Here is a 22,510-nt window from a genome sequence, read left to right as displayed (position 1 = left end):
GCACCGGCGCCGTCGCAACAGCGGTTGGCTCTCGCGAAAACTTCTACCGGCACGTTGCACAACTCACTAGCAGTAGCAGTAGCACTCGCGCGACGGCAGAGCGCCGCCCCAACCTTCTTCAGCCGATATGACTGCGTTGCGCGGCGTACAACTCCCGGAACGTGCGTCCAACCGGCGCGGGCATATCCCGCGTATTCGTCCAGCCGGCGCCGCCCAAAGGGAGCTTCGCAATCGACCGATTGCGCCCGCCCATGCGCTCCAGCACCCGCACAGCGAGTTTCGTGACGAGCGCGTAAGCGTCCGGATGCATCGCCAGAAAACCCCACACTGCGAGACCCGCGCGCTCCTTCCACGGACGCAGGCGCCGTTCGACCTGCTTCTCGCGCAGTTTGCGCAGCAGATCGGACAACGGAATGCCGACCGGACATACGCTATTGCACTCGCCGCACAGCGTGGCTGCTTGCGGCAGATCGAGCGCCTTATCGAGGCCGACGTAGCTCGGCGTCAGCACAGAACCCATCGGGCCGGGATACACCCAGCCGTAGGCATGGCCGCCGACTTTCTGATACACCGGGCAATGATTCATGCACGCGCCGCAACGAATGCAGCGGAGCATCTCCTGAAAATCGCCGCCGATCAGCCCCGTGCGCCCGCCGTCGACGAGCACCACATACATATGCTCGGGCCCGTCCTGATCGCCCTCGCCTCGCGGCCCGGTCAGCACCGAGAAATAGTTGGACGTGGTCTGGCCCGTCGCCGAGCGCGGCAGCAAGCGCATGGCCGTCGCAAGGTCTTCGAGCGTGGGCAGCACCTTTTCGATGCCGGTGACGGCGACATGCACGCGCGGCATCACCGTACACATGCCTTCGTTGCCCTCATTGGTGACGAGCACCACGGAGCCGGTTTCCGCGATCACGAAGTTGCCGCCGGTCACACCCATGTCCGCGCTCATGAAGTGCGGGCGAAGCACCTGCCGGGCTTCCAGCGTCATATCGGGAATTTCGGTAAGCCGCGGCCGGCCGTGCGTTTTGGCGAACAGGTCGGCGATCTCGTCCTTATCCTTGTGGACGACGGGCGCGATGATGTGGCTAGGCGGCTCGTTGTCGTTGATCTGCAGAATGTATTCGCCGAGATCGGTCTCGATGGATTGCACGCCCATCTGTCCGAGCACCTCGTTCAGGCGCATTTCCTCGGTGACCATCGACTTGGTCTTGATCACCTTCTTCACATCGTGCCGGCGTGCAATTTCGCCGACGAGCCGCGCGGCCTCCTGCGTGGTCTCGGCAAAGAGCACGGTGACGCCGCGCCGGGCCGCCTCGCGTTCGAACGTCTCGAGCCACACGTCCAGATTTTCGAGCGCCCGGTTGCGGCGCTCCTTCAGTGCGTCCCGCGTGGCGGGAAAGTCGATCGCGGTCAGCGCCGCGGCGCGCGCGGAGACGAACTTGGTGGACAGTTTGGTCAGGTTCTGCTGCAGCCGCTGGTCCGCGAGCTTCTGACCGGCGCGCGCCTTGAATTGCATCGATTGGATTTGCATGGCGGTCCCCTTACCCCGTTATACGTCGCCGGCCAGGACCTGCGCGATGTGCAGCACGCGCGTCGCGGTATCGCCGGTGCGCCTCAGGCGCCCTTCGATATTGAGCATGCAGCCGAGGTCGCCGAGCACCACCGCGCCCGCGCCGCTGTCGCGGATATTCGCGCATTTTTCGTCGACGATCGCCGTGGAGATGTCGCCGTACTTCACCGCAAACGTGCCGCCGAAGCCGCAGCAGTGTTCGCAGCCCTTCATTTCGGTCACCGCGACGCCCACCTGGGCGAGCAGTTCGCGCGGCTGCGCCTTGACGCCGAGTTCGCGCAGACCGGAACACGAATCGTGATAGGTGACCTGTCCGGCGAATTCGCCTGGCTGCAACCGCACTTTGGCGACGTTGACGAGGAAGTCGGTCAGCTCGAACACCCTGGCGCGCAGGCGGCCGAAGCGATTCATCAGTTCGGGGTCGTCGGCGAAGAGATCGCCGTAATGCGTGCGGATCATGCCGCCGCACGAGCCTGACGGCACCACCACGTAGTCGAACTGCTCGAATTCGCGCAAGGTTTTCTCGGCGAGGTCGCGGGCGATGCGCCGCTCGCCCGAGTTGTACGCGGGCTGGCCACAGCACGTTTGCGCCGGCGGCACCACCACTTCAAAACCGGCGCCTTCGAGCAGCTTGATCACCGAAAAACCGATTTCGGGCCGCATCAGGTCGATCAGGCAGGTGACGAACAATCCGACTCGCATGAGCCCTCCTCCGGGAAAACGTCCCTGATTATCCGCTGTTTGGCGCACAATACCAACGCCCGGAAGGCATAGGACGAACGCCTCGCCGAATTCGAAGGCCGCTTCCAAGTGCGTTCGCTTTTTTCACGATACGAGATACAATCAGTTTCCGCTGTTTGACGCGTCAACCGATTCTTCTTATGAGCGACACGAACCCGGATCCCAAAACTTCGATCCAGGTGATCGAACGCATGATGCGCCTGCTCGACGCACTCGCCGCGCATAGCGACCCGGTCAGCCTGAAAGAACTCGCCATCCGCACGGAACTGCATCCGTCCACCGCGCACCGCATCCTGAACGACATGGTGATGTGCCGGCTCGTCGACCGGTCCGATCCCGGCACGTACCGGCTCGGCATGCGCCTGCTGGAACTCGGCAATCTCGTGAAGGCGCGGCTGTCCGTGCGCGACGCGGCGCTCACGCCGATGCGCGAACTGCATCGGCAGACGGGCCAGACGGTGAACCTGTCGGTGCGTCAGGGCGACGAGATCGTGTACATCGAGCGCGCTTACTCCGAGCGTTCGGGCATGCAGGTGGTGCGGGCCATCGGCGGACGCGCGCCGCTGCATCTGACGTCGGTCGGCAAACTCTTCCTCGCCGCCGACGAATCGACGCGCGTGCGCGCCTACGCGACCCGCACGGGCCTGTCGGGCCACACGCAAAACAGCATCACCGACTTAGCCAAGCTCGAGCGCGAACTGTCGCATGTGCGCCAGCAAGCGTGCGCGCGCGACAACGAAGAACTGGAGCTCGGCGTGCGCTGCATCGCCGCGGGCATCTACGACGACACGGGCAAACTCGTCGCGGGTCTGTCGCTTTCGGCGCCGGCCGACCGCCTGCAAGATTCCTGGCTAGGTCAGCTTAGCCAGACGGCGCTCGTGATTTCCGAAGCGCTGGGGTATCGGCCGCAGGCTTCGCAGGATCACGGACATCATTCGGGCTCGCATGCATAAGTCGTGAGTCCGCGAATCGCAGCGTGCAACGAAAAGCCCCGCAAATGCGGGGCTTTTCGATTGCGGCGACCGATTCTTCAACCGACCGCAAATCCAGAAACACAGCGCGCTCAGGTGCCCGGCCCGCCGGCGTCCGCGCTCGTGATACGCGCCTGATCGCCGCCGTTGTCGAGCCACGTGCGCAGCCGCGTGGCGTCGGCGAAACGCGAGTACTTGCCCGACGAGTCGAGCAGCACGAGCACCATCGGACGGCCATGAATATTGGCCTGCATCACGAGGCACTCGCCCGCTTCGTTGATGAAGCCGGTCTTTTGCAGACCGATCTCCCACGTCGGGTTACGCACGAGCGCATTCGTGCTGTTGTACGCGAGCGTGCGCTTGCCCGTGTACACCTCGTAGCTGCGGTCCGTCGAGAACCGGCGGATCAGCGGATATTGATACGCCGCATTGACCATCTTCACGAGATCGCGCGCGCTCGACACGTTCTGGCTCGTCAAACCGGTGGGATTCTCGAAGTGCGTGTCGGTCATGCCGAGTTGCCGCGCCTTGGCGTTCATGGCGGCGAGGAACGCCGGCCGGCCGCCCGGGTAGTAGCGCGACAGCGCGGCGGCAGCACGGTTTTCCGACGCCATCAGCGCGATATGCAGCATGTCTTCGCGCGACAGCACCGAGCCGACGGACAGGCGCGAGCCGGTGTTCTTTTCGTAGTCGCGGTCTTCGTCCGTGACTTCGAGCTGATCGGTCATCGGCTCTTTCGAATCCAGTACGACCATCGCCGTCATCAGCTTCGTGATGGACGCGATCGGCACCACGGCGCGCGAGTTTTTATCGAAGAGCGACTCGCCGGTGTTCTGGTCGACCACGTACGCGACGCTCGAGCGCAGCATCAGCGCGTCCGGCGTCTCGTGCAGGCCGAATGCCTGGCCGACGGTCGGCTGGCGCGGCTCATAGGCAACGCGCCGCACCACCGAGTGGTGACGGCCGTTCGACGTATAGGTCACGCGCTTGCGCTTGACGCTCGCGCGCGGCGCGTCGTCATCAGCGGCGGCGGCCTTCGCGACCGCGCCTTTGCTGCCGGCTTTCACAGCTTTGCTCGAGACCTTGGTTGCGGCGGCGGGCTTCTTGCCGGCCTTCGCGTGCTTCGAGGTTTTTGCGGAGGCAGCGGGCGTCGCGGCAAAAGTGCTCACGGGCGTGCCAAGCGCCGCCGCGAGGACCATGGAGGCGGCCACCGACAAAGCGGTGCTGCGCGCCGCGCCGTGGATCACTTTTAGCGACGAAAACATGTCGGTTTTCATGGGTGTTCTGTAGGGAGCGGCGAGAGGGTTCCGCAAGTGTAGTAAAACAACGAAAAATTAGCAATTTGAAGCACTTATCTGCGCTCCTTAAACCAGCTTATAAGCTCCGATCGCAAAAACGCAAATAAGTGCCGCGCTTCGATCGATAAAAACGATCGGAGCGCCGCGCCTCGCCACCACCGTCACCCTGAAAAAGGGTGTGGTCCTTTCAGCATAACGGCAATTTCGAGACAACCTTGATGAGGGGAAACACGGCTGTCGCGGCCAACGAGGTCTCGCGCCGCGGACGCAAGCGAGCCAACACGCGCAGCGCACGTTGTCTTAAATGCCCGCTGCAAATCGCAGACGCGCGTTCGACCGGCATCAACGATTAACGTTCCGTGACAGTTTATGGTTTACATCAATTCGCATCCGCGCCGAGCTTTTGTTAAATAGACCCCTCACGGTTTTTTCTGCGGTGCACGCAAAAGCGCCTCGGAGAGGCTGTTGGAGCCGGAACAAAATACCGTTTTCGGACTTTCCACTGGCAAGAACGGTCAATCGTTCCGCGTCATGCGGCTGTCATTCAGAGCGCATAAGCTATTGTTTCCTAAGTGGTTTCTTAAGATTGTGCAACGCACAAAAACCACTTGACATTCCTTGGCGCCATCTTAAAATAGAACTCATTGCTGCGATGCACAATACATCGCGGTCCGGGCAGACGAATTTGTGCGTCTCGCCACCACCCAATGCGGTCGCAGAGTTCGGCCGCAATCCAGGAGCGTAAACCATGACTTTGCTGACCCCCGAGCAATTCGCTGCAGCCCAGAAAGCCAACTTCGAAACGCTGTTCGGCCTCACCACCAAGGCATTCGAAGGCGTCGAAAAGCTGGTCGAACTGAACCTGCAAGTCGTGAAATCGACGCTCGCGGAAAGCCAGGAAAATGCCCAGCGCGCGCTGTCGGTGAAAGACGCGCAGGAACTGCTGGCACTGCAAGCGAGCCTCGCGCAGCCGGTCGCTGAAAAGGCGCTGTCGTATGGCCGTCACGTGTACGAAATCGTTTCGGCAACGCAAGGCGAGTTCGCCCGCGTAGCGGAAGCGCAGTTCGAAGAGCAGAACCGCAAGGTTCAGTCGCTCGTCGAAAACGTCGCGAAGAATGCACCGGCCGGTTCGGAAACCGCTGTCGCCGTGATCAAGTCGGCCATCACTGCCGCCAACACCACGTACGAAACGGTCCACAAGGCCACGAAGCAAGCTGTCGAAATCGCGGAAAGCAACTTCAACGCAGCCGCTACGGCCGCTTCGAAGGCTGCATCGCAAGCCGCTGCACAAGCTTCGCGCTCGGCCAAGAAGCCGGTCTAAGTTTCCGGTCTGCTTCCAGGCTCGCTGTCGGAGCCTGGGTCGACTGACCCGAGGCCTTGCTTCGGGCATCGTTTGCGCCGGCCCAGCTTCATCGCTGCGCCGGCGTTGCTGTAAGCAACAGCGTCGTGCCGTTGCCGCTCACACGGTTTCAATTGGCCGAACGCTCCGATACGTTGAATGACGTATCGTTTGCCCGGCGAAGCGCCGGGATTTTTTTGCGCGGCGTTCGCGGCGTTGCTTCGTTTCGGACCGCGGCTCGAATGCGATTGAGCTTCAGATGAAAAACGGCGCGCCCCGCAAAGGGCGCGCCGTTTCTTTTTGAGCGCCATCCGCACGCATGCGGATGAGCCAAACGCATTACTTCTTTTTCTGCGGCGGCAAATCGGTACAGACGCCTTCGTACAGTTCGGCGGCCATGCCGATCGATTCGCCGAGCGTCGGGTGCGGATGAATCGTCTTGCCGATGTCTTCCGCGTCCGCGCCCATTTCGATCGCGAGGCACACTTCGCTGATGAGGTCACCCGCATTCAGACCGACGATACCGCCGCCGATCACGCGATGCGTTTCCTCGTCGAACAGCAGCTTCGTGAAGCCCTCGTCGCGGCCGTTGGCAATCGCGCGGCCCGATGCGGCCCACGGGAACACCGCCTTGCCGTACTTGATGCCTTCTGCCTTCAACTGGTCTTCGGTCTTGCCGGCCCACGCCACTTCGGGATCGGTATAAGCCACCGACGGAATCTGCAGCGCGTCGAAGTACGCCTTCTCGCCGTGAGCGGCTTCGGCGGCAACGTGTCCTTCGTGGACGGCTTTGTGCGCGAGCATCGGCTGACCGACGATATCGCCGATCGCGAAGATGTGCGGCACGTTGGTGCGCATCTGCTTGTCGACGTCGATAAAGCCGCGATCCGTGACCGCCACGCCGGCCTTGTCCGCGCCGATCTTCTTGCCGTTCGGCGAGCGTCCGACCGCGACCAGCACGAGGTCATAACGCTGCGCTTCCGCCGGAGCCTTCTCCCCTTCGAACGACACGTAGATGCCGTCCTCTTTCGCTTCGGCCGCGGTGGTTTTGGTCTTCAGCATGACGTTGGCGAAACGCTTGCTGTTGTACTTTTCCCAGACCTTGACCAGATCGCGGTCCGCGCCGGCCATCAGACCGTCGAGCATTTCGACGACGTCGATCTTCGCGCCGAGCGTGGCGTAGACCGTCGCCATTTCGAGCCCGATGATGCCGCCGCCGATCACCAGCATGCGCTGCGGAATCTGACGCAGTTCGAGCGCGCCGGTCGAATCGACCACACGCGGATCTTCCGGAATGAACGGCAGCTTCACCGCTTCAGAGCCCGCGGCGATGATCGCCTGCTTGAACCGGACGACCTTTTTGCCGCCCTCGGTTTGTACTTCCATGTGGTTCGGATCGACGAACGCGCCGGTGCCCGTGACCACTTCGACCTTGCGCATCTTCGCCATGCCGGCGAGACCGCCGGTCAGCTTCTTGACGACACCCGACTTGAAGTCGCGCAGCTTGTCCAGATCGATCTGCGGTTTGGAAAACGTGATGCCGTGCGCGCCGAGCGCTTCGGCTTCGTCGATGACGAGCGCCGTGTGCAGCAGCGCTTTCGACGGGATACAGCCGACGTTCAGGCACACGCCGCCCAGCGTCGAATAACGCTCGACGAGCACCGTCTTCATACCGAGATCGGCGGACCGGAATGCAGCCGAATAGCCGCCAGGGCCCGAACCGAGCACGAGCATGTCGCACTCGATATCCGCGTTGCCCGAGAAGCTGCCCGCTTGCGGCGCGGGCGCGGCGGCGCCCGGCGCGGCGGCGGGAGCCGGCGCGGGTGCAGGCGCTTTTTCCGCGGCCTTCGGAGTTTCTTTAGCGGGCGCTGCTTCGCCGGACGTTTCGACGAGCGCGATGACGGTGCCTTGCGAGACTTTATCGCCGGCTTTGATACGGATTTCCTTGACGATGCCGGCGGTATCGCTCGGCACTTCCATGGATGCCTTATCGGACTCGAGCGTCAGCAGCGACTGTTCTTTTTCGATCGCATCGCCCGGTTTGATATTGACTTCGATGACATCGACGTCCTTGAAGTCACCGATATCCGGCACTTTTACTTCGACGAGACTCATAGTGTCCCCTAGTCTTGTTGATGGTGATGAGAAGAACCCGCCCAGGGCCCAAAAACTGGCAGCGCGCCAAACAGAATCACCTTTTGCAGTCCGCCGAAGGACGCGCCTTTCTTTTGCCTACTTTTCTTTGGAAGACAAAGAAAAGTAGGTGCCGCCCCGCACAGGGGCAGCGCCAATAGACCACTAAGAAAACAGGTTCTACAGAGAGACACTGATCACAGAAAAAAACCAGCGCCCCGCGCAACACCACATCAAAGAATCACACGCCGAAAATCGGCAAGAATCGCCCCAAGATACGCATTGAAGCGCGCAGCCTCAGCCCCGTCGATCACCCGATGGTCATAAGACAACGACAGCGGCAGCATGAGACGCGGCACAAACTGCTTACCGTCCCACACCGGCTTCATCGCGCCACGCGACAGCCCAAGAATAGCGACTTCAGGCGCATTGATAATCGGCGTGAAGTTAGTGCCGCCGATTCCGCCCAGTGACGAAATCGAGAAGCAGCCGCCTTGCATCTGATCCGGCTTGAGCTTGCCTTCACGCGCGGCCTTGGAAAGATCGGTCATTTCCTTCGCGATCTCGACGAGACCCTTCTTGTCCGCATCGCGAATCACCGGAACGACGAGACCGTTCGGCGTATCGGCTGCAAAACCCACGTGGTAGTACTGCTTGAACACGAGGTTGTCGCCGTCGAGGCTCGCGTTGAACGTCGGGAATTTCTTCAACGCCGACACAACGGCCTTGATGACGAACGCCAGCATCGTGATCTTCACGCCGGCCTTTTCGTTTTCCTTGTTCAACTGCACGCGCAACGCTTCGAGTTCGGTGATGTCGGCTTCGTCGTTGTTCGTGACGTGCGGAATCATGACCCAGTTGCGATGCAGGTTCGCGCCCGAAATCTTCTTGATGCGCGACAGCGGCTTCGCTTCGAACGGGCCGAACTTGGAGAAGTCGACCTTCGGCCACGGCAGCAGATTCAGCTCGCCGCCGCCGGCTGCAGGCGCGGCTGCGCCGGCCGGCGCCGCGCGCTGGCCCGTCATCACGCCCTTGATGAACGCCGTGACGTCGGCTTGCGTAATGCGGCCTTTCGGACCTGTGCCCTGAACCTGCGTCACGTCGACGCCGAGTTCGCGCGCGAACTTGCGCACCGACGGCGAAGCGTGGCTCGCGCGGCGCGAACCGCCCTCGCCTGCCGGGATCGAAGGCGCTTGTGCGAGTGCGGACGGAGCGGCCGGTGCGGGCGACGGCGCGGCAGGCGCATCCGACGGCTTTTCGGCTTGCTGCTTGGCCGCGGGAGCCGGCGCGGGCGCCGCAGCGCCGCCTTCGGCTTCCACGACGACGATCACCGAGCCTTCCGACACGGTATCGCCGACCTTGACCTTCACTTCCTTGACGACGCCGGCCGCGGAACTCGGCACGTCCATCGTCGCCTTGTCGGATTCGAGCGTGACCAGCGACTGCTCTTTCTCGACGCGATCCCCGACCTTCACCGCGACTTCGATCACGGGAATGTCTTTGTAGTCGCCGATATCCGGCACTTTGACTTCCTGCAGACCGCCGCCGCTTGCGGCCGGTGCAGCGGCCGGAGCCGCAGCCGGTGCAGGCGCGGGAGTAGCCGCAGGTGCGGGTGCAGGCGCAGCCGCCGGAGCAGCCGCAGCCGCGCCGCCTTCAGCGCCATCCAGCACCACGATCAGCGAACCTTCCGACACGTTGTCGCCGACCTTGACCTTCACTTCCTTGACGACGCCGGCCGCCGAACTCGGCACATCCATCGTCGCCTTGTCGGACTCCAGCGTAACGAGCGATTGCTCTTTCTCGACGGTATCACCCGCCTTGACCAGCACCTCGATCACAGGAATGTCCTTGTAATCGCCGATGTCCGGCACCTTGACTTCGATCGCTTGACTCATTGTTAGTGTCTCCTGGGCCGCGCACGCGACTGCCGCTGCCGGTCGGAACCGGTCAGTGGCGGGCGCGCACGCCGTGGCACACGGGGAATGATGCCTTAGACGGTCATCGGGTTGGGTTTGGCGGGATCAAGGTTGTACTTCTTGAGCGCCTCGGCGACGACCTTGCGTTCGATCGTGCCCTCGTCTGCCAGTGCATTCAACGCGGCAACCGTGACCCAGTAGCGGTCGACTTCGAAGAAGTGGCGCAGCTTCTCGCGCGTGTCCGAACGGCCATAGCCGTCCGTGCCCAGCACGACGAACTTCTGCGGCACGAACGCGCGAATCTGCTCGGTCAGCGCGCGAACGTAATCGGTCGAGGCAATCACCGGACCAGGCGCGTCCTTCAGCAGCTTCTCGACGTGCGAGAGCTTCTTTTCTTCCGTCGGATGCAGCATGTTCCAGCGCTGCACTTCGTGACCTTCGCGAGCGAGTTCGGTGAAGCTCGGCACGCTCCACAGATCGGCGGCGACGCCCCAGTCGTTCTTCAGCAGGTCGGCGGCGGCGATCACTTCGTTGAAGATCGTGCCCGCGCCCATCAGTTGAACACGCGGCGCTTTCTTGTCAGCGTCGGCTTTGCGGAACGCGTACATGCCCTTGATGATGTCGGCCGCTACGTTCTCCAGACCCGCGCCCTGCGGAATCGCCGGGTGCTCGTAGTTCTCGTTCATCACCGTGATGTAGTAGTACACGTCTTCCTGCTCCGCGACCATGCGGCGCAGGCCGTCCTGCATGATGACGGCGAGTTCGTAACCGAACGTCGGGTCATAGCTGATGCAGTTCGGCACCGACGCGGCCCACAGCAGCGAGTGGCCGTCTTCGTGTTGCAGACCTTCGCCGTTCAGCGTCGTGCGGCCTGCCGTGCCGCCCAGCAGGAAACCGCGCGAGCGCATGTCGCCCGCGGCCCATGCCAGATCGCCGATGCGCTGGAAGCCGAACATCGAGTAGAAGATGTAGAACGGGATCATGATCTCGCCGTGCGTCGAGTACGACGTCGCGGCTGCGATCCAGTCGGACATGCCGCCGGCTTCGTTGATGCCTTCCTGCAGAATCTGACCGGTTTCCGACTCGCGGTAGAACATGAGCTGGTCGGAATCTTCCGGAATGTACTTCTGGCCGTCCTGATTCCAGATGCCGATCTGACGGAACAGACCTTCCATGCCGAACGTACGCGACTCGTCCGGGACGATCGGCACGATGCGTTTGCCGAGCGCCTTGTCCTTCAGCAGGATGTTGAGAATCCGCACGAACGCCATCGTCGTGGAAATCTCGCGGCCTTCGCCCGTGCCCTTCAGGAGCGGCTCGAATGCCGCAAGATCCGGCACCGGCAGCGACTCGGCCTTCTGACGGCGCGCCGGCAGATAGCCGCCGAGTTCCTGGCGGCGAGCGCGCATGTACTCGAGTTCTTTCGAACCTTCTTCGAACTTGAGGTACGGCACGTTGACGAGGTCTTCGTCGGAGATCGGCAGACGGAACTGGTCGCGGAATTTCTTCAGCTGCTCCACCTGCATCTTCTTCTGCTGGTGGGTAATGTTCATCGCCTGGCCGGCTTCGCCCATGCCGTAGCCCTTGATCGTCTTCGCGAGGATGACGGTCGGCTGGCCCTTGGTCTGCGTGGCTTCGTGGAACGCGGCGTAGATCTTGTGCGGATCGTGGCCGCCGCGGTTCAGGTTCCACACGTCTTCATCCGACCAGTCGGCGACCAGCGCCTTCAGTTCCGGCGTATTGAAGAAGTGCTCGCGAACGAACGCGCCCGACTCCGACTTGTACGTCTGATATTCGCCGTCGACGACTTCCATCATGCGGCGCATCAGCGCGCCCGACTTGTCGCGCTGGAACAGCGCGTCCCAGCGGCTGCCCCACACGACCTTGATGACGTTCCAGCCCGCGCCGCGGAATTCGCTTTCCAGTTCCTGGATGATCTTGCCGTTGCCGCGCACCGGACCGTCGAGGCGCTGCAGGTTGCAGTTGATCACGAACACGAGGTTGTCGAGCCGCTCGCGGCCGGCCATGCCGATCGCGCCGAGCGATTCCGGTTCGTCCGTTTCGCCGTCGCCGAGGAAAGCCCAGACCTTGCGGCCGTCGGTCTTCGCGATGCCGCGCGCCTGCATGTACTTCATGAAGCGCGCCTGATAGATCGCCATGATCGGGCCGAGGCCCATCGAGACGGTCGGGAATTGCCAGAAATCCGGCATCAGCCACGGATGCGGATACGACGAGATGCCCTCGCCGCCCACTTCCTGGCGGAAGTTGTCGAGCTGCTGCTCGGTCAGCCGGCCAAGCAGGAACGCGCGCGAGTAAACACCCGGCGACGAGTGACCCTGCACGAACACGAGGTCGCCGCCATGTTCGGGCGACGGCGCGTGCCAGAAGTGGTTGAAGCCGACGTCATACAGCGTGGCTGCCGACGCGAACGACGCGATATGGCCGCCGACGTTGGTGTCCTTGCCCGCGCGCAGCACCATCGCGATGGCGTTCCAGCGCGTGTACGAGCGGATGCGGTGTTCGATGTCCTGGTCGCCGGGAATCTTCGCCTGGCGCGCGACGGGAATCGTGTTGATGTACGGGGTGTTAGCGGAGAACGGCAGATGTTCGCCATGCACGCGGGCGAATTCGATCTGTTTCTCGATCAGGTAGTGGGCACGGTCGGGGCCAACAGCAGAAATCACGCCATCCAGCGCTTCCAGCCATTCGCCGGTTTCCTGGGGATCGTCGTCTTTTTCAGCGGCGACATATTTCATGACTTCGTCGGGTACAGCGGACATGCTCGTCTCCTGGATATAGAGGAACGCTCTTTGAACAGACGACGCGGACGAAGCACGGCCGCGGCAGCTTCGGCCGATTGTAATAAGGGTCCCGACGTCCACGCAACAAAATTTTCGAATTACGAGATCGGTTCTCATAATGCGGAAAATTGTTGCAGCGCAACCTGATTTGACTGCCTTTCCCCGGATACGTCGGCTAGTGTGCGCCGAATAACGGCACTTTCAGTGATTTTTTGCGTGATTTGCTAGCTACGCGCTGCGCTACAATGCCACGCATGTTGACCGAACGGCTTTTCGCTCGATCGGCGCGCAACGCTGGTTCGCCGGCGGATTCGTCGCCGTCCTCCCGCTGGCACCATGGGCCCTGGTGGTCCAATTCCTATTTGCTGACGCCGCTCCTGTCGATCCTGGTGTTCCTGGTCGTCATGAGCCTGATTCTGTGGAGCCTGAACCGGCGCGAGCAGCAGCAGCAGGAAGACACGCTTTACCGTAACGTCGCATGGGCCCAGCAGCAGATTCGCCTGTCCATGACCGGCGCGCAGGAACAGATCCAGGCGCTCGCGCGCGACCTCGCCGCGGGCCACGCCGATCCGCAGTCGTTCCAGGTGTCTACCACGGACATCATGCAGGGGCATCCCGAAATCCTCTACATGAACTGGTACACGAGCCAGCAGCAGCCGCGCTGGCCCAATACCGCGCTGCCCGTGTTCGGCCAGCGTCTCGCCAAGCCGAACGACACGCAAATGGACGAAGCGGTCAAAGCCGCCTTCGCCGAGGCGCGCAGCACGCGCCGCCAGGTGTATTCGCCGCTCATCTACGACGACCTCGGCAACGGCTACATCACACTGCAAACGCCGGTCTTTCGCGACCGCGAATTTCTCGGCTCGATCGCCGCGGTGTTTTCGGTCGAAGGCATTCTCAAGCACGACATTCCGCCCGAGCTGTCGGCGAAGTACAAGATTTCGATCGTCGACGCGAACAACCGCGAGCTGACCACCACGTCCACGCGGCCGCGCCTGCCGCGCGACATGTTCTACGATCTGCCGCTCGATCCGCCGGGCCAGGGCGTCTCGGTGCGCGTGTACGCGTTCCCGCAGATGACGAACTTCACCAACAACACGCTCGTGTGGCTGGTGGCCGGTTTGTCGTGCTTCGTGCTGTGGAGCTTGTGGAGTTTGTGGAAACACACGCGGCAGCGCTTCGAGGCGCAGCAGGCGCTCTACGCCGAAGCGTTCTTCCGCCGCGCGATGGAAAACTCCGTGCTGATCGGCATGCGCGTGCTCGACATGCACGGCCGCATCACGCACGTTAATCCCGCGTTTTGCCGCATGACCGGCTGGGACGAAAGCGACCTCGTCGGCAAGACGGCGCCGTTCGCCTACTGGCCGCGCGACGCCTATCCGGAAATGCAGCGGCAGCTCGACATGACGCTGCGCGGCAAGGCGCCGTCGTCGGGATTCGAATTGCGGGTGCGCCGCAAGGACGGCTCCACGTTCCACGCGCGTCTGTATGTATCACCGCTGATCGACAGCTCGGGCCGCCAGACCGGCTGGATGTCGTCGATGACCGACATCACCGAGCCGAAGCGCGCGCGCGAGGAACTCGCCGCCGCGCATGAGCGCTTCACCACCGTGCTCGAAAGTCTCGACGCGGCCGTGTCCGTGCTCGCCGCCGACGAAGCCGAACTGCTGTTCGCCAACCGCTACTACCGGCATCTGTTCGGCATCCGCCCGGACGGTCATCTGGAATTGGCGGGCGGCGGGTTCGATAGCGCACAGGCGTCGTCGGATTCGATCGATATGGTGGACACATACGCGGGACTGCCCGCCGCGGCGTTGACCGAAAGCACGGCCGACGCGCAGGAAATCTACGTGCAAAGCATCCAGAAGTGGTTCGAAGTGCGCCGTCAGTACATCCAGTGGGTGGACGGCCATCTCGCGCAGATGCAGATCGCAACCGACATCACCACGCGCAAGCAGGCGCAGGAACTGTCGCGCCAGCAGGACGAAAAGCTGCAGTTCACGAGCCGTCTGATGACGATGGGCGAAATGGCGTCGTCGCTCGCACACGAACTGAATCAGCCGCTCGCCGCCATCAATAACTATTGCTCCGGAACCGTTGCGCTGGTTAAATCCGGTCGGACGACGCCTGACAATCTGCTGCCCGTGCTCGAAAAAACCGCACAGCAGGCGGTGCGCGCCGGCATGATCATCAAGCGCATTCGCGAGTTCGTGAAACGCAGCGAGCCGAAGCGCCAGGCGACGCGCGTCGCGGACATCGTCGCGGACGCCGTGGGTCTCGCCGAAATAGAAGTGCGCAAGCGGCGCATTCGCATCGTCACCGACATGCGCTCGCGGCTGCCCGTCATTTACGTCGACCCCGTGCTGATCGAGCAGGTGCTGGTCAACCTGTTGAAGAACGGCGCCGAGGCGATGGCGGAAGCGCGGCCCAACGCGGTCGATCCGGTGATCCGCGTCGTCGTGCGGCTGGAGGGCGGCTTTGTCAACATCAGCGTCGTGGATCAGGGCCCGGGCGTCGACGAAGCAACCGCCGAGCGGCTGTTCGAACCGTTTTACAGCACCAAGTCCGACGGCATGGGCATGGGGCTGAACATTTGCCGTTCGATTATCGAATCGCACCGCGGTCGTCTGTGGGTGGTCAACAACGTCGAGTCAGACGGCCACATCACAGGCGCCACGTTCCATTGCAGTCTGCCTATTGGAGAGCCTGACGGCCCGAGCAACGGCGGGTCAGAGGCGCCGACACCACAAACCGTTACGGGAGAGCTATGAACAGCCCAGTCACCACACAGGAAACTGTCTTTGTCGTCGACGACGACGAGGCCGTGCGAGATTCGCTGCGCTGGCTGCTGGAGGCGAACGGCTACCGCGTGCAGTGCTTCTCCAGCGCCGAGCAGTTTATCGACGCATGGCAGCCGCATCAGCATCCGGGCCAGATTGCCTGCCTGATTCTCGATGTGCGGATGTCCGGCATGAGCGGACTGGAACTGCAGGAACGCCTGATCGCCGACAACGCGTCGCTGCCGATCATCTTCGTGACGGGTCATGGCGATGTGCCGATGGCCGTGTCCACGATGAAAAAAGGCGCGATGGACTTCATCGAAAAGCCGTTCGACGAAGCCGAGCTGCGCAAGCTGGTCGAGCGCATGCTCGACAAGGCGCGCAGCGAAAGCACCAGCGTGCAGCAGCAGCGCGCCGCCGCCGAGCGCCTGGGCAAGCTGACCGCGCGCGAGCATCAGGTGCTGGAGCGCATCATCGCGGGCCGCCTCAACAAGCAGATCGCCGACGACCTCGGCATCAGCATCAAGACCGTCGAAGCGCATCGCGCGAACATCATGGAAAAGCTCAACGTCAACACGGTCGCCGATCTGCTGCGACTCGCGCTGTCGAACAAACCGCAACCGGCGCAATAAATACTGGCAAGCGTCGGCGGCGCGTCCGGCAGTTGCCGCGGCGCGCCGTGTGCCATTCGTCATCGGCCGACTGTCCAGTCCGGCTCTTCTCCGCTATCTCTTCTGTCTGCTCGCCTCGGCGCGAGCCGTCCGCTAACGCGGACGTCGTCGGCTTGCCCGCGCGCACGCCGGTATAATGACGGACTTTGCAGCGACGCCTATCTCCGATTAGCGTCGCGCGCTTTTCATGTGCCGACCCGTTGCTGCTGAAAAACGCCATCGCGCGCGGCACGCGCTGCTCCGCTTTCCATACTGCCCCTCTCGACCGACCATGACTGCCAAACTGATCGACGGCCTCGCCCTCTCCAAGACACTGCGCGCCGACGTCGCCGCACGCGCCGCCGCGCTGACCGCCCGCGGCCATCAGCCGGGGCTCGCTGTCGTGCTCGTCGGCGACAATCCGGCCAGCGAAGTCTACGTGCGCAACAAGGTCAAGGCGTGCCACGACAACGGTCTGGGCTCGTCGCTCGACCGTTATCCGGCGGACCTGTCGGAAGCCGAACTGCTCGAGCGTATCGACGAACTCAATCGCGACCCGCTGATCCACGGCATTCTCGTGCAACTGCCGCTGCCGCCGCATATCGACAGCCACAAGGTGATCGAGGCGATCGCGCCGGAGAAGGACGTGGACGGCTTTCACGTCGCCAATGCGGGCGCGTTGCTGACCGGCAAGCCGTTGTTCCGTCCGTGCACGCCGTACGGCGTGATGAAGATGCTCGCCGCCTATGAGATTCCGCTGCAAGGCGCGAACGCAGTGGTGATCGGCCGCTCGAACATCGTCGGCAAGCCGATGGCGCTGCTGCTGCTCGAAGCGGGCGCGACGGTCACGATCTGCCACAGCAAGACGCGCGATCTCGCCGCGCACACGCGCAATGCCGACATCGTGGTCGCGGCCACCGGCCTGCGCAACCTCGTCACCGCCGACATGGTGAAGCCGGGCGCGGCGGTGATCGACGTCGGCATGAATCGCGACGAGGCCGGCAAGCTGTGCGGCGACGTCGATTTCGCGGGCGTCAAGGAAGTGGCCGGCTACATCACGCCGGTGCCGGGCGGCGTCGGTCCGATGACGATCACGATGCTGCTCGTGAATACGATTGAAGCCGCGGAGCGCGAGGCAGCGAAGAAGGCCTGAAGGTAAAAAGGAAAGCGCTGGGCAACTGCCAGCCCCGCGCTTTCAACTCGCTACGCAACCCCGGTTTGACTGCTGCTTTCATATCGGCGTGAGTCGAGATTTTGTCCGACTCGCTATGACTCACGCTCGTCTGCGTCCCCGCCCTGCCTCTCCTCGCACTTCAGTCTCACTCCATCACCCTTTGAATCCAAACGCTTGCTGCATGACCGTCAGCGCACGGTTTCGCGCGCGCCCTGCTTGCTGGCCGGCCGCGCGTCGGCACGCACCGCATGCGGGCGCGCGAGGCGCGCGCGGCACCACATCAGCACCGGCCGTTCGACACAGTGCCACGACAGCGCGGCGCACAGCACGATAAACGGCGCGGCGATCAGCACCGCCGTCACATGACTCAATTGCGGCGCGATATTCGCCACGCATTGCTGCACCATGAAGCCATACAGATAGATGCCGTACGAGTAGTCATGGCGCGGCACAAAGCGCCGCAACAGCGGCGTCATGCCGACCCACAGCACGCCATACACAAAAGCCAGATAGAACAACGGCTGCGCGCCCGCCGTATCGCGGAACACCAGAAACACCATCGTCAACGCGAGCGCCATCAGACCGTGGATGTCGATCCGCTCGCGCAATCCATACAGCAGCACGCCGAGCATGAAGAACGGCTCCGGCCAGAACGAATAGCCGCCGGGCGTCTCGCTGAAGTCGCGCAAGCCGATCTGCACGAGCGGCAGCGAATGCGGCGTCAGATGCGGCGGCAAATGCACGCGCAGCACGAAGGCGGCAATGCCGAGCGCCGCCGCGAGCAATGCGCCGCGCGGGCTCGACAGCAGACCGAGCATGCCCGCCGCGAGCACGATCAGATAGCAGCGCACTTGCAGCGGAAGCGTCCATAGCGGACTGCTGACGTCGACGGGAAAGCGGTTGTGTTCGAACACGCCGGGCAGCGCCCAGCCGGTGTTCATCACGATGGTGGAAAAGTTGTCGAGGTTCGCCCACGTCATGCCGGAGCTGAAATACTCGCGCAGCGGCAGCGTCGTGAACAACGGCCCGACAATGAACACCGTCACCAGCGAGCCGAGCGCCACTGCCGGCCACAGACGCGCGATGCGCAGCACCGTAAAGCGCGGCACCGAGCGTTGACGGTCGAAGCTCGCGGTCACGAGCATGCCGCTCAACAGGAAGAACGCATAGACGCCGAGCGCGCCGAAGCCGTCGAAACCGAGCGCGTTGTGGACCCAGTCGCTCGAGCCGTCCGGCGCCTGCAGCAGATACGAATGGCCATACACGACGGCCACGGCGGCGACAAGCCGCACCAGGTCGAAATTGTTGCCGTTGCGCGATAGAGCGTGCGAAAGCGGGTGCATCGATACCTCTTGGGGAAAGCGTCGGAAAGCGTCAACTGAAGTGCTGAGCCGCCACTCCGCAGTCAAGCGACGGACGCATCAGCATGCGGCGCGGCGCCGTTTGACACAGTTCGCTTTCGCACAGAAGCGCCGCGCGCCGCGACATCTGGTAATTTGTATGCCTGCCCCAATACTATGGATGTCAGGTGCGATGGGGCGCCGCCGCGCGCACGCCGCCCAGCACCGGTTAAAGTATCCGTTAGTCATCAACCGTTCACCCGCGTCAGACAGGAAGCCTCATGTCCACTACCGTCTCGAATCACGACAATCCGCTCCTCGATTTCTCCGACCTGCCGCGCTTTGGCGAAATCCGCCCCGAACACGTCACGCCCGCGCTCGATGTGCTGCTCGCCGATGCAGCGGCCGCAGTCGAGCGCGCCGCTTTGCCGGTTACACCCGCTTCGTGGGCCGATGTCGTCGAGCCCGTCGAGCGCGCGACCGAACCGCTGTCGCGCGCATGGAGCGTCGTCGGTCATCTGAACGCTGTTGCCGATACGCCGGAACTGCGCGCCGTGTATGGCGAAAACCTGCCGCGCGTGACCGAGTTCTGGTCGAGCGTCGGGCAGAATCTTGCGCTGTACGAGAAGTACAAGACGCTGAACGCAAGCGACGAATTCGCCGCGCTCAGCAGTGAGCGCCAGAAGATTCTCAGCAACGCGCTGCGCGATTTCCGTCTGTCCGGCGCCGAATTGCCCGAGGACCAGAAGCCGCATTTCGCCGAATTGCAGGAGAAGCAGGCGGCGCTCTCGAAGGCGTTTTCCGATCATGTGCTCGATGCGACGAACGCTTATGCGTATGTCGTCGAAGCCGGCAACGAAGCGGCACTCGCCGGTCTGCCTGAAGACGTGATCGAAGCCGCGAAAGAAGCGGCTGAGCGCGACGGCAAGACCGGCTACAAATTCACGCTGCATTTCCCGTCGTACTTCCCGGTCATGCAGTACTCGGAGAACCGTCCGATGCGCGAGGCGATGTACCGCGCGTATGTGACGCGCGCGTCGGAACTCGGTCCGCAATACGGCAACGGCAAGCCCGAGTGGGACAACACGTCGGTGCTCGCCGAGCAGTTGAAACTGCGCGCGGAAGAAGCGCACATGCTCGGCTACAACAATTTCGCCGAGGTCTCGCTCGCGCCGAAAATGGCGGAATCGCCGGAACAGGTCATGACTTTCCTCGAAGACCTCGCCACGCGCGCGCGTCCGCATGCGGAGCAGGACTGGAAGGAACTGCGCGAATTCGCGGCGAATGAACTCGGCCTGAGCGACCTGCAACCGTGGGACATGACGTTTGCCGCCGAGCGTCTGCGTCAGAAGCGCTATTCGTTCTCGGAAAACGAAGTGAAGCAGTACTTCCCGGAAGACGCTGTTTTCAAGGGCCTTTTTAAAGTCACCGAGACTTTGTTCGGCGTGCGTATCCGCCGCGACGAAGCCGCCGTGTGGCATCCGGACGTGCGCTTTTTCCGCGTCGAGAATCAGGACGGCGGCCTCGTCGCACAGTTCTACCTCGACCTGTACGCACGCGAAGGCAAACGCGGCGGCGCCTGGATGGACGACGCGCGCGGCCGTCACAAGCATACGCACGGCGGCGTGCAAACGCCGGTTGCGTATCTGACCTGCAACTTTTCGGCGCCGGTCGGCGGCAAGCCTGCATGCTTCACGCACGACGAAGTCATCACGCTCTTCCACGAGTTTGGGCACGGGCTGCATCACATGCTGACGCGCGTCGACGAACTCGGCGTGTCCGGCATCAACGGCGTCGAGTGGGACGCGGTCGAACTGCCGTCGCAGTTCATGGAGAACTTCTGCTGGGAGTGGGACGTGCTCTCCGACATGACCTCGCACGTCGAAACGGCGCAGCCGCTGCCGCGCGAACTGTTCGACAAGATGCTTGCCGCGAAGAATTTCCAGAGCGGGCTCGGCACCTTGCGGCAGATCGTGTTCTCGATGTTCGACATGCAGTTGCATACCGGCTTCGACGCGACCGGCACGAAGAACGCGACGCAACTCGCGAGCGAGATCAACGAGCGCTTTCATGTCGTGCCGCAAGCGCCCTTCTCGCGTTGGCCGAACACGTTCAGCCACGTTTTCGCGGGCGGTTATGCGGCGGGCTACTACAGCTACAAGTGGGCCGAGGTGCTGTCCGCCGACGCGTATGCGGCATTCGAGGAAGCCGCGCAATCGGCGAGCGGCAGTGTGCTCGATCAGGCAACCGGCATGCGCTATCGCAAGGAGATTCTCGAAGTGGGCGGCAGCCGCCCGGCGATGGAGTCGTTCAAGGCGTTCCGCGGACGCGAGCCGAACATCGACGCGCTGCTGCGGCATAACGGCATGACGCCTGCCGCCGCGCACTGAATGAATGGTGTTGTGATGCGATGAAAAGCCGGTGTTCCGCACAATGCGGACACCGGCTTTTTTGCTGGCTGCGTACGGCGGTCAGGTCAGTCGCGATGCAGCTTGAAGTCCACTTCCGAAGGACGTCCGTCGAGCGACAACGCCGCGCGCGCCGCCGGTGCGCGGCTCACCACCTTGCCGCGGCTGATCACCGCCAGCCGCGCCGCGCGCAGGCGGATCGCTTCCACCGGATCGCGCGCGTCGAGCAGCACGAGGTTGGCGGCGCACCCCGGCGCGACACCGTAGTCTTCCAGACCGAGAATGCGCGCGCCGTTCACCGTGACCGCGTCGAAGCACGCGTGCATGCCTTCGACGCCCGTCATCTGCGCGACGTGCAAGCCCATGTGCGCGACTTCGAGCATGTCGCCCGAGCCGAGGCTATACCACGGGTCCATCACGCAATCGTGCCCGAACGCGACGTTGATGCCCGCCGCCATCATCTCCGGCACGCGCGTCATGCCGCGCCGCTTCGGGTACGTGTCGCTGCGTCCCTGCAACGTGATGTTGATGAGCGGATTTGCAATCGCCGATACGCCCGACTCGCGCATCAGCGGCAACAGCTTGCTCACGTAGTAGTTGTCCATCGAATGCATCGACGTGAGATGCGAACCGGTGACGCGCCCATGCAAGCCGAGGCGCTGCGTTTCGGCGGCGAGTGTTTCGATGTGGCGCGACATCGGATCGTCCGATTCGTCGCAGTGCATGTCCACTCGCAAGCCCTGCTCGGCCGCGTACTCGCACAACATGCGCACGGATTGCGCGCCGTCGGCCATCGTGCGTTCGAAATGCGGAATGCCGCCGACCACGTCGACGCCCATTGCAATCGACCGCTTGAGGTTTTCGAAAGCGCCGGCACTGCGCAGCACGCCGTCTTGCGGAAACGCGACGAGTTGCAGGTCCAGATACGGCGCGACACGGCGCTTTACTTCGACGAGCGCCTCGACGGCGAGCAGGCGCGGATCGCACACATCGACGTGACTGCGGATCGCCAGCAGCCCGCGCGCGACCGCCCAGTCGCAGTACTGCATCGCGCGTTCGATCAGCGCCCCCTGCGTGAGATGCGGCTTGAGTTCGCCCCACAGCGCGATGCCTTCGAGCAGCGTGCCCGACGCGTTCACGCGTGGCAAACCGTAGGACAGCGTTGCGTCCATATGGAAATGCGGATCGACGAAAGGCGGCGTGACGAGCGAGCCGGCCGCGTCGATTTCGTCGCGCGCGACGGCGGCCAGATTCGCTTCGACCGCGACAATGCGCCCCGCTTCGATGCCGATGTCGACCGCGTGCTTCGCTTGCGGCGCGACGCGTGGCGGCAGCATCGCGCGGCGGATGATCAGGTCCATATCTCGCTCCTTTTTGTGTCGGCGT

At 63.0% G+C, this 22,510-nt stretch carries 14 protein-coding genes; 6 read left to right on the top strand and 8 right to left on the bottom strand.

Annotated features, from left to right (window positions below):
- Positions 1-118 precede the first annotated feature (118 nt).
- Entirely contained in the window at positions 119-1,534 is a 1,416-nt protein-coding gene (locus tag AB6809_RS06740) for a lactate utilization protein B (protein ID WP_006051263.1), read from the bottom strand.
- A gap of 18 nt (positions 1,535-1,552) precedes the next feature.
- Positions 1,553-2,275: a (Fe-S)-binding protein gene (locus tag AB6809_RS06735; RefSeq protein ID WP_053858443.1), complete on the bottom strand. Its 723-nt coding sequence runs from the start codon at positions 2,273-2,275 to the stop codon at positions 1,553-1,555.
- Positions 2,276-2,454: 179 nt separating this feature from the next.
- Here AB6809_RS06735 and AB6809_RS06730 point away from each other — a divergent pair, with 179 nt between their 5' ends.
- Complete coding sequence (locus AB6809_RS06730; RefSeq protein WP_114156239.1) at positions 2,455-3,267, top strand: IclR family transcriptional regulator; 813 nt, start codon at positions 2,455-2,457, stop codon at positions 3,265-3,267.
- A gap of 110 nt (positions 3,268-3,377) precedes the next feature.
- Here the strand turns inward: AB6809_RS06730 and pbpG are convergent, their stop codons facing one another.
- Positions 3,378-4,562, bottom strand: coding sequence for a D-alanyl-D-alanine endopeptidase (gene pbpG, locus AB6809_RS06725; RefSeq protein WP_310399546.1), 1,185 nt, complete (start codon positions 4,560-4,562; stop codon positions 3,378-3,380).
- 769 nt (positions 4,563-5,331) lie between these two features.
- Between pbpG and AB6809_RS06720 the strand changes: the two genes are divergently transcribed.
- Entirely contained in the window at positions 5,332-5,904 is a 573-nt protein-coding gene (locus tag AB6809_RS06720; protein WP_006051259.1) for a phasin family protein, read from the top strand.
- A gap of 357 nt (positions 5,905-6,261) precedes the next feature.
- On the opposite strand, the gene lpdA is transcribed toward AB6809_RS06720, so the two are convergent.
- From lpdA to aceE, 3 genes are all read right to left on the bottom strand, one after another.
- Positions 6,262-8,037: a dihydrolipoyl dehydrogenase gene (gene lpdA, locus AB6809_RS06715; RefSeq protein ID WP_371026132.1), complete on the bottom strand. Its 1,776-nt coding sequence runs from the start codon at positions 8,035-8,037 to the stop codon at positions 6,262-6,264.
- A gap of 251 nt (positions 8,038-8,288) precedes the next feature.
- Positions 8,289-9,950 carry a dihydrolipoyllysine-residue acetyltransferase gene (gene aceF / locus AB6809_RS06710; protein ID WP_371026131.1) on the bottom strand — a complete coding sequence of 554 codons (1,662 nt, stop codon included), beginning with the start codon at positions 9,948-9,950 and terminating at the stop codon, positions 8,289-8,291.
- 95 nt (positions 9,951-10,045) lie between these two features.
- Positions 10,046-12,751, bottom strand: coding sequence for a pyruvate dehydrogenase (acetyl-transferring), homodimeric type (gene aceE / locus AB6809_RS06705; protein ID WP_371026130.1), 2,706 nt, complete (start codon positions 12,749-12,751; stop codon positions 10,046-10,048).
- A 275-nt stretch (positions 12,752-13,026) separates the two neighbouring features.
- Here aceE and fixL point away from each other — a divergent pair, with 275 nt between their 5' ends.
- The 3 genes from fixL (at position 13,027) to folD (ending at position 17,355) form a co-directional block, all read left to right on the top strand.
- Entirely contained in the window at positions 13,027-15,543 is a 2,517-nt protein-coding gene (fixL, locus tag AB6809_RS06700) for an oxygen sensor histidine kinase FixL (RefSeq protein ID WP_006051255.1), read from the top strand.
- The gene (fixJ, locus tag AB6809_RS06695; protein WP_006051254.1) at positions 15,540-16,184 is read left to right on the top strand and encodes an oxygen response regulator transcription factor FixJ; all 645 of its coding nucleotides are present in this window, start codon (positions 15,540-15,542) and stop codon (positions 16,182-16,184) included. Before fixL ends, fixJ begins: the two co-directional genes overlap by 4 nt.
- A 310-nt stretch (positions 16,185-16,494) precedes the next feature.
- Positions 16,495-17,355: a bifunctional methylenetetrahydrofolate dehydrogenase/methenyltetrahydrofolate cyclohydrolase FolD gene (gene folD / locus AB6809_RS06690; RefSeq protein ID WP_006051253.1), complete on the top strand. Its 861-nt coding sequence runs from the start codon at positions 16,495-16,497 to the stop codon at positions 17,353-17,355.
- A gap of 209 nt (positions 17,356-17,564) precedes the next feature.
- Here folD and AB6809_RS06685 read toward each other — a convergent pair whose 3' ends face one another.
- Complete coding sequence (locus tag AB6809_RS06685; RefSeq protein WP_371026128.1) at positions 17,565-18,719, bottom strand: acyltransferase family protein; 1,155 nt, start codon at positions 18,717-18,719, stop codon at positions 17,565-17,567.
- Positions 18,720-18,997: 278 nt separating this feature from the next.
- On the opposite strand from AB6809_RS06685, the gene AB6809_RS06680 reads away from it, so the two are divergent.
- The gene (locus AB6809_RS06680; protein ID WP_006051251.1) at positions 18,998-21,106 is read left to right on the top strand and encodes a M3 family metallopeptidase; all 2,109 of its coding nucleotides are present in this window, start codon (positions 18,998-19,000) and stop codon (positions 21,104-21,106) included.
- An 86-nt stretch (positions 21,107-21,192) separates the two neighbouring features.
- On the opposite strand, the gene AB6809_RS06675 is transcribed toward AB6809_RS06680, so the two are convergent.
- Positions 21,193-22,485: an amidohydrolase family protein gene (locus tag AB6809_RS06675; RefSeq protein WP_371026127.1), complete on the bottom strand. Its 1,293-nt coding sequence runs from the start codon at positions 22,483-22,485 to the stop codon at positions 21,193-21,195.
- Between the last annotated feature and the right edge of the window lie 25 nt (positions 22,486-22,510).

Origin of the sequence: Paraburkholderia sp. RCC_158, from assembly GCF_041355255.1 — a bacterium.
Taxonomy (GTDB): domain Bacteria; phylum Pseudomonadota; class Gammaproteobacteria; order Burkholderiales; family Burkholderiaceae; genus Paraburkholderia; species Paraburkholderia graminis.
The sequence above is the reverse complement of the archived record's forward strand: the minus strand, read 5'-3'. Positions and strand labels throughout refer to the sequence as shown.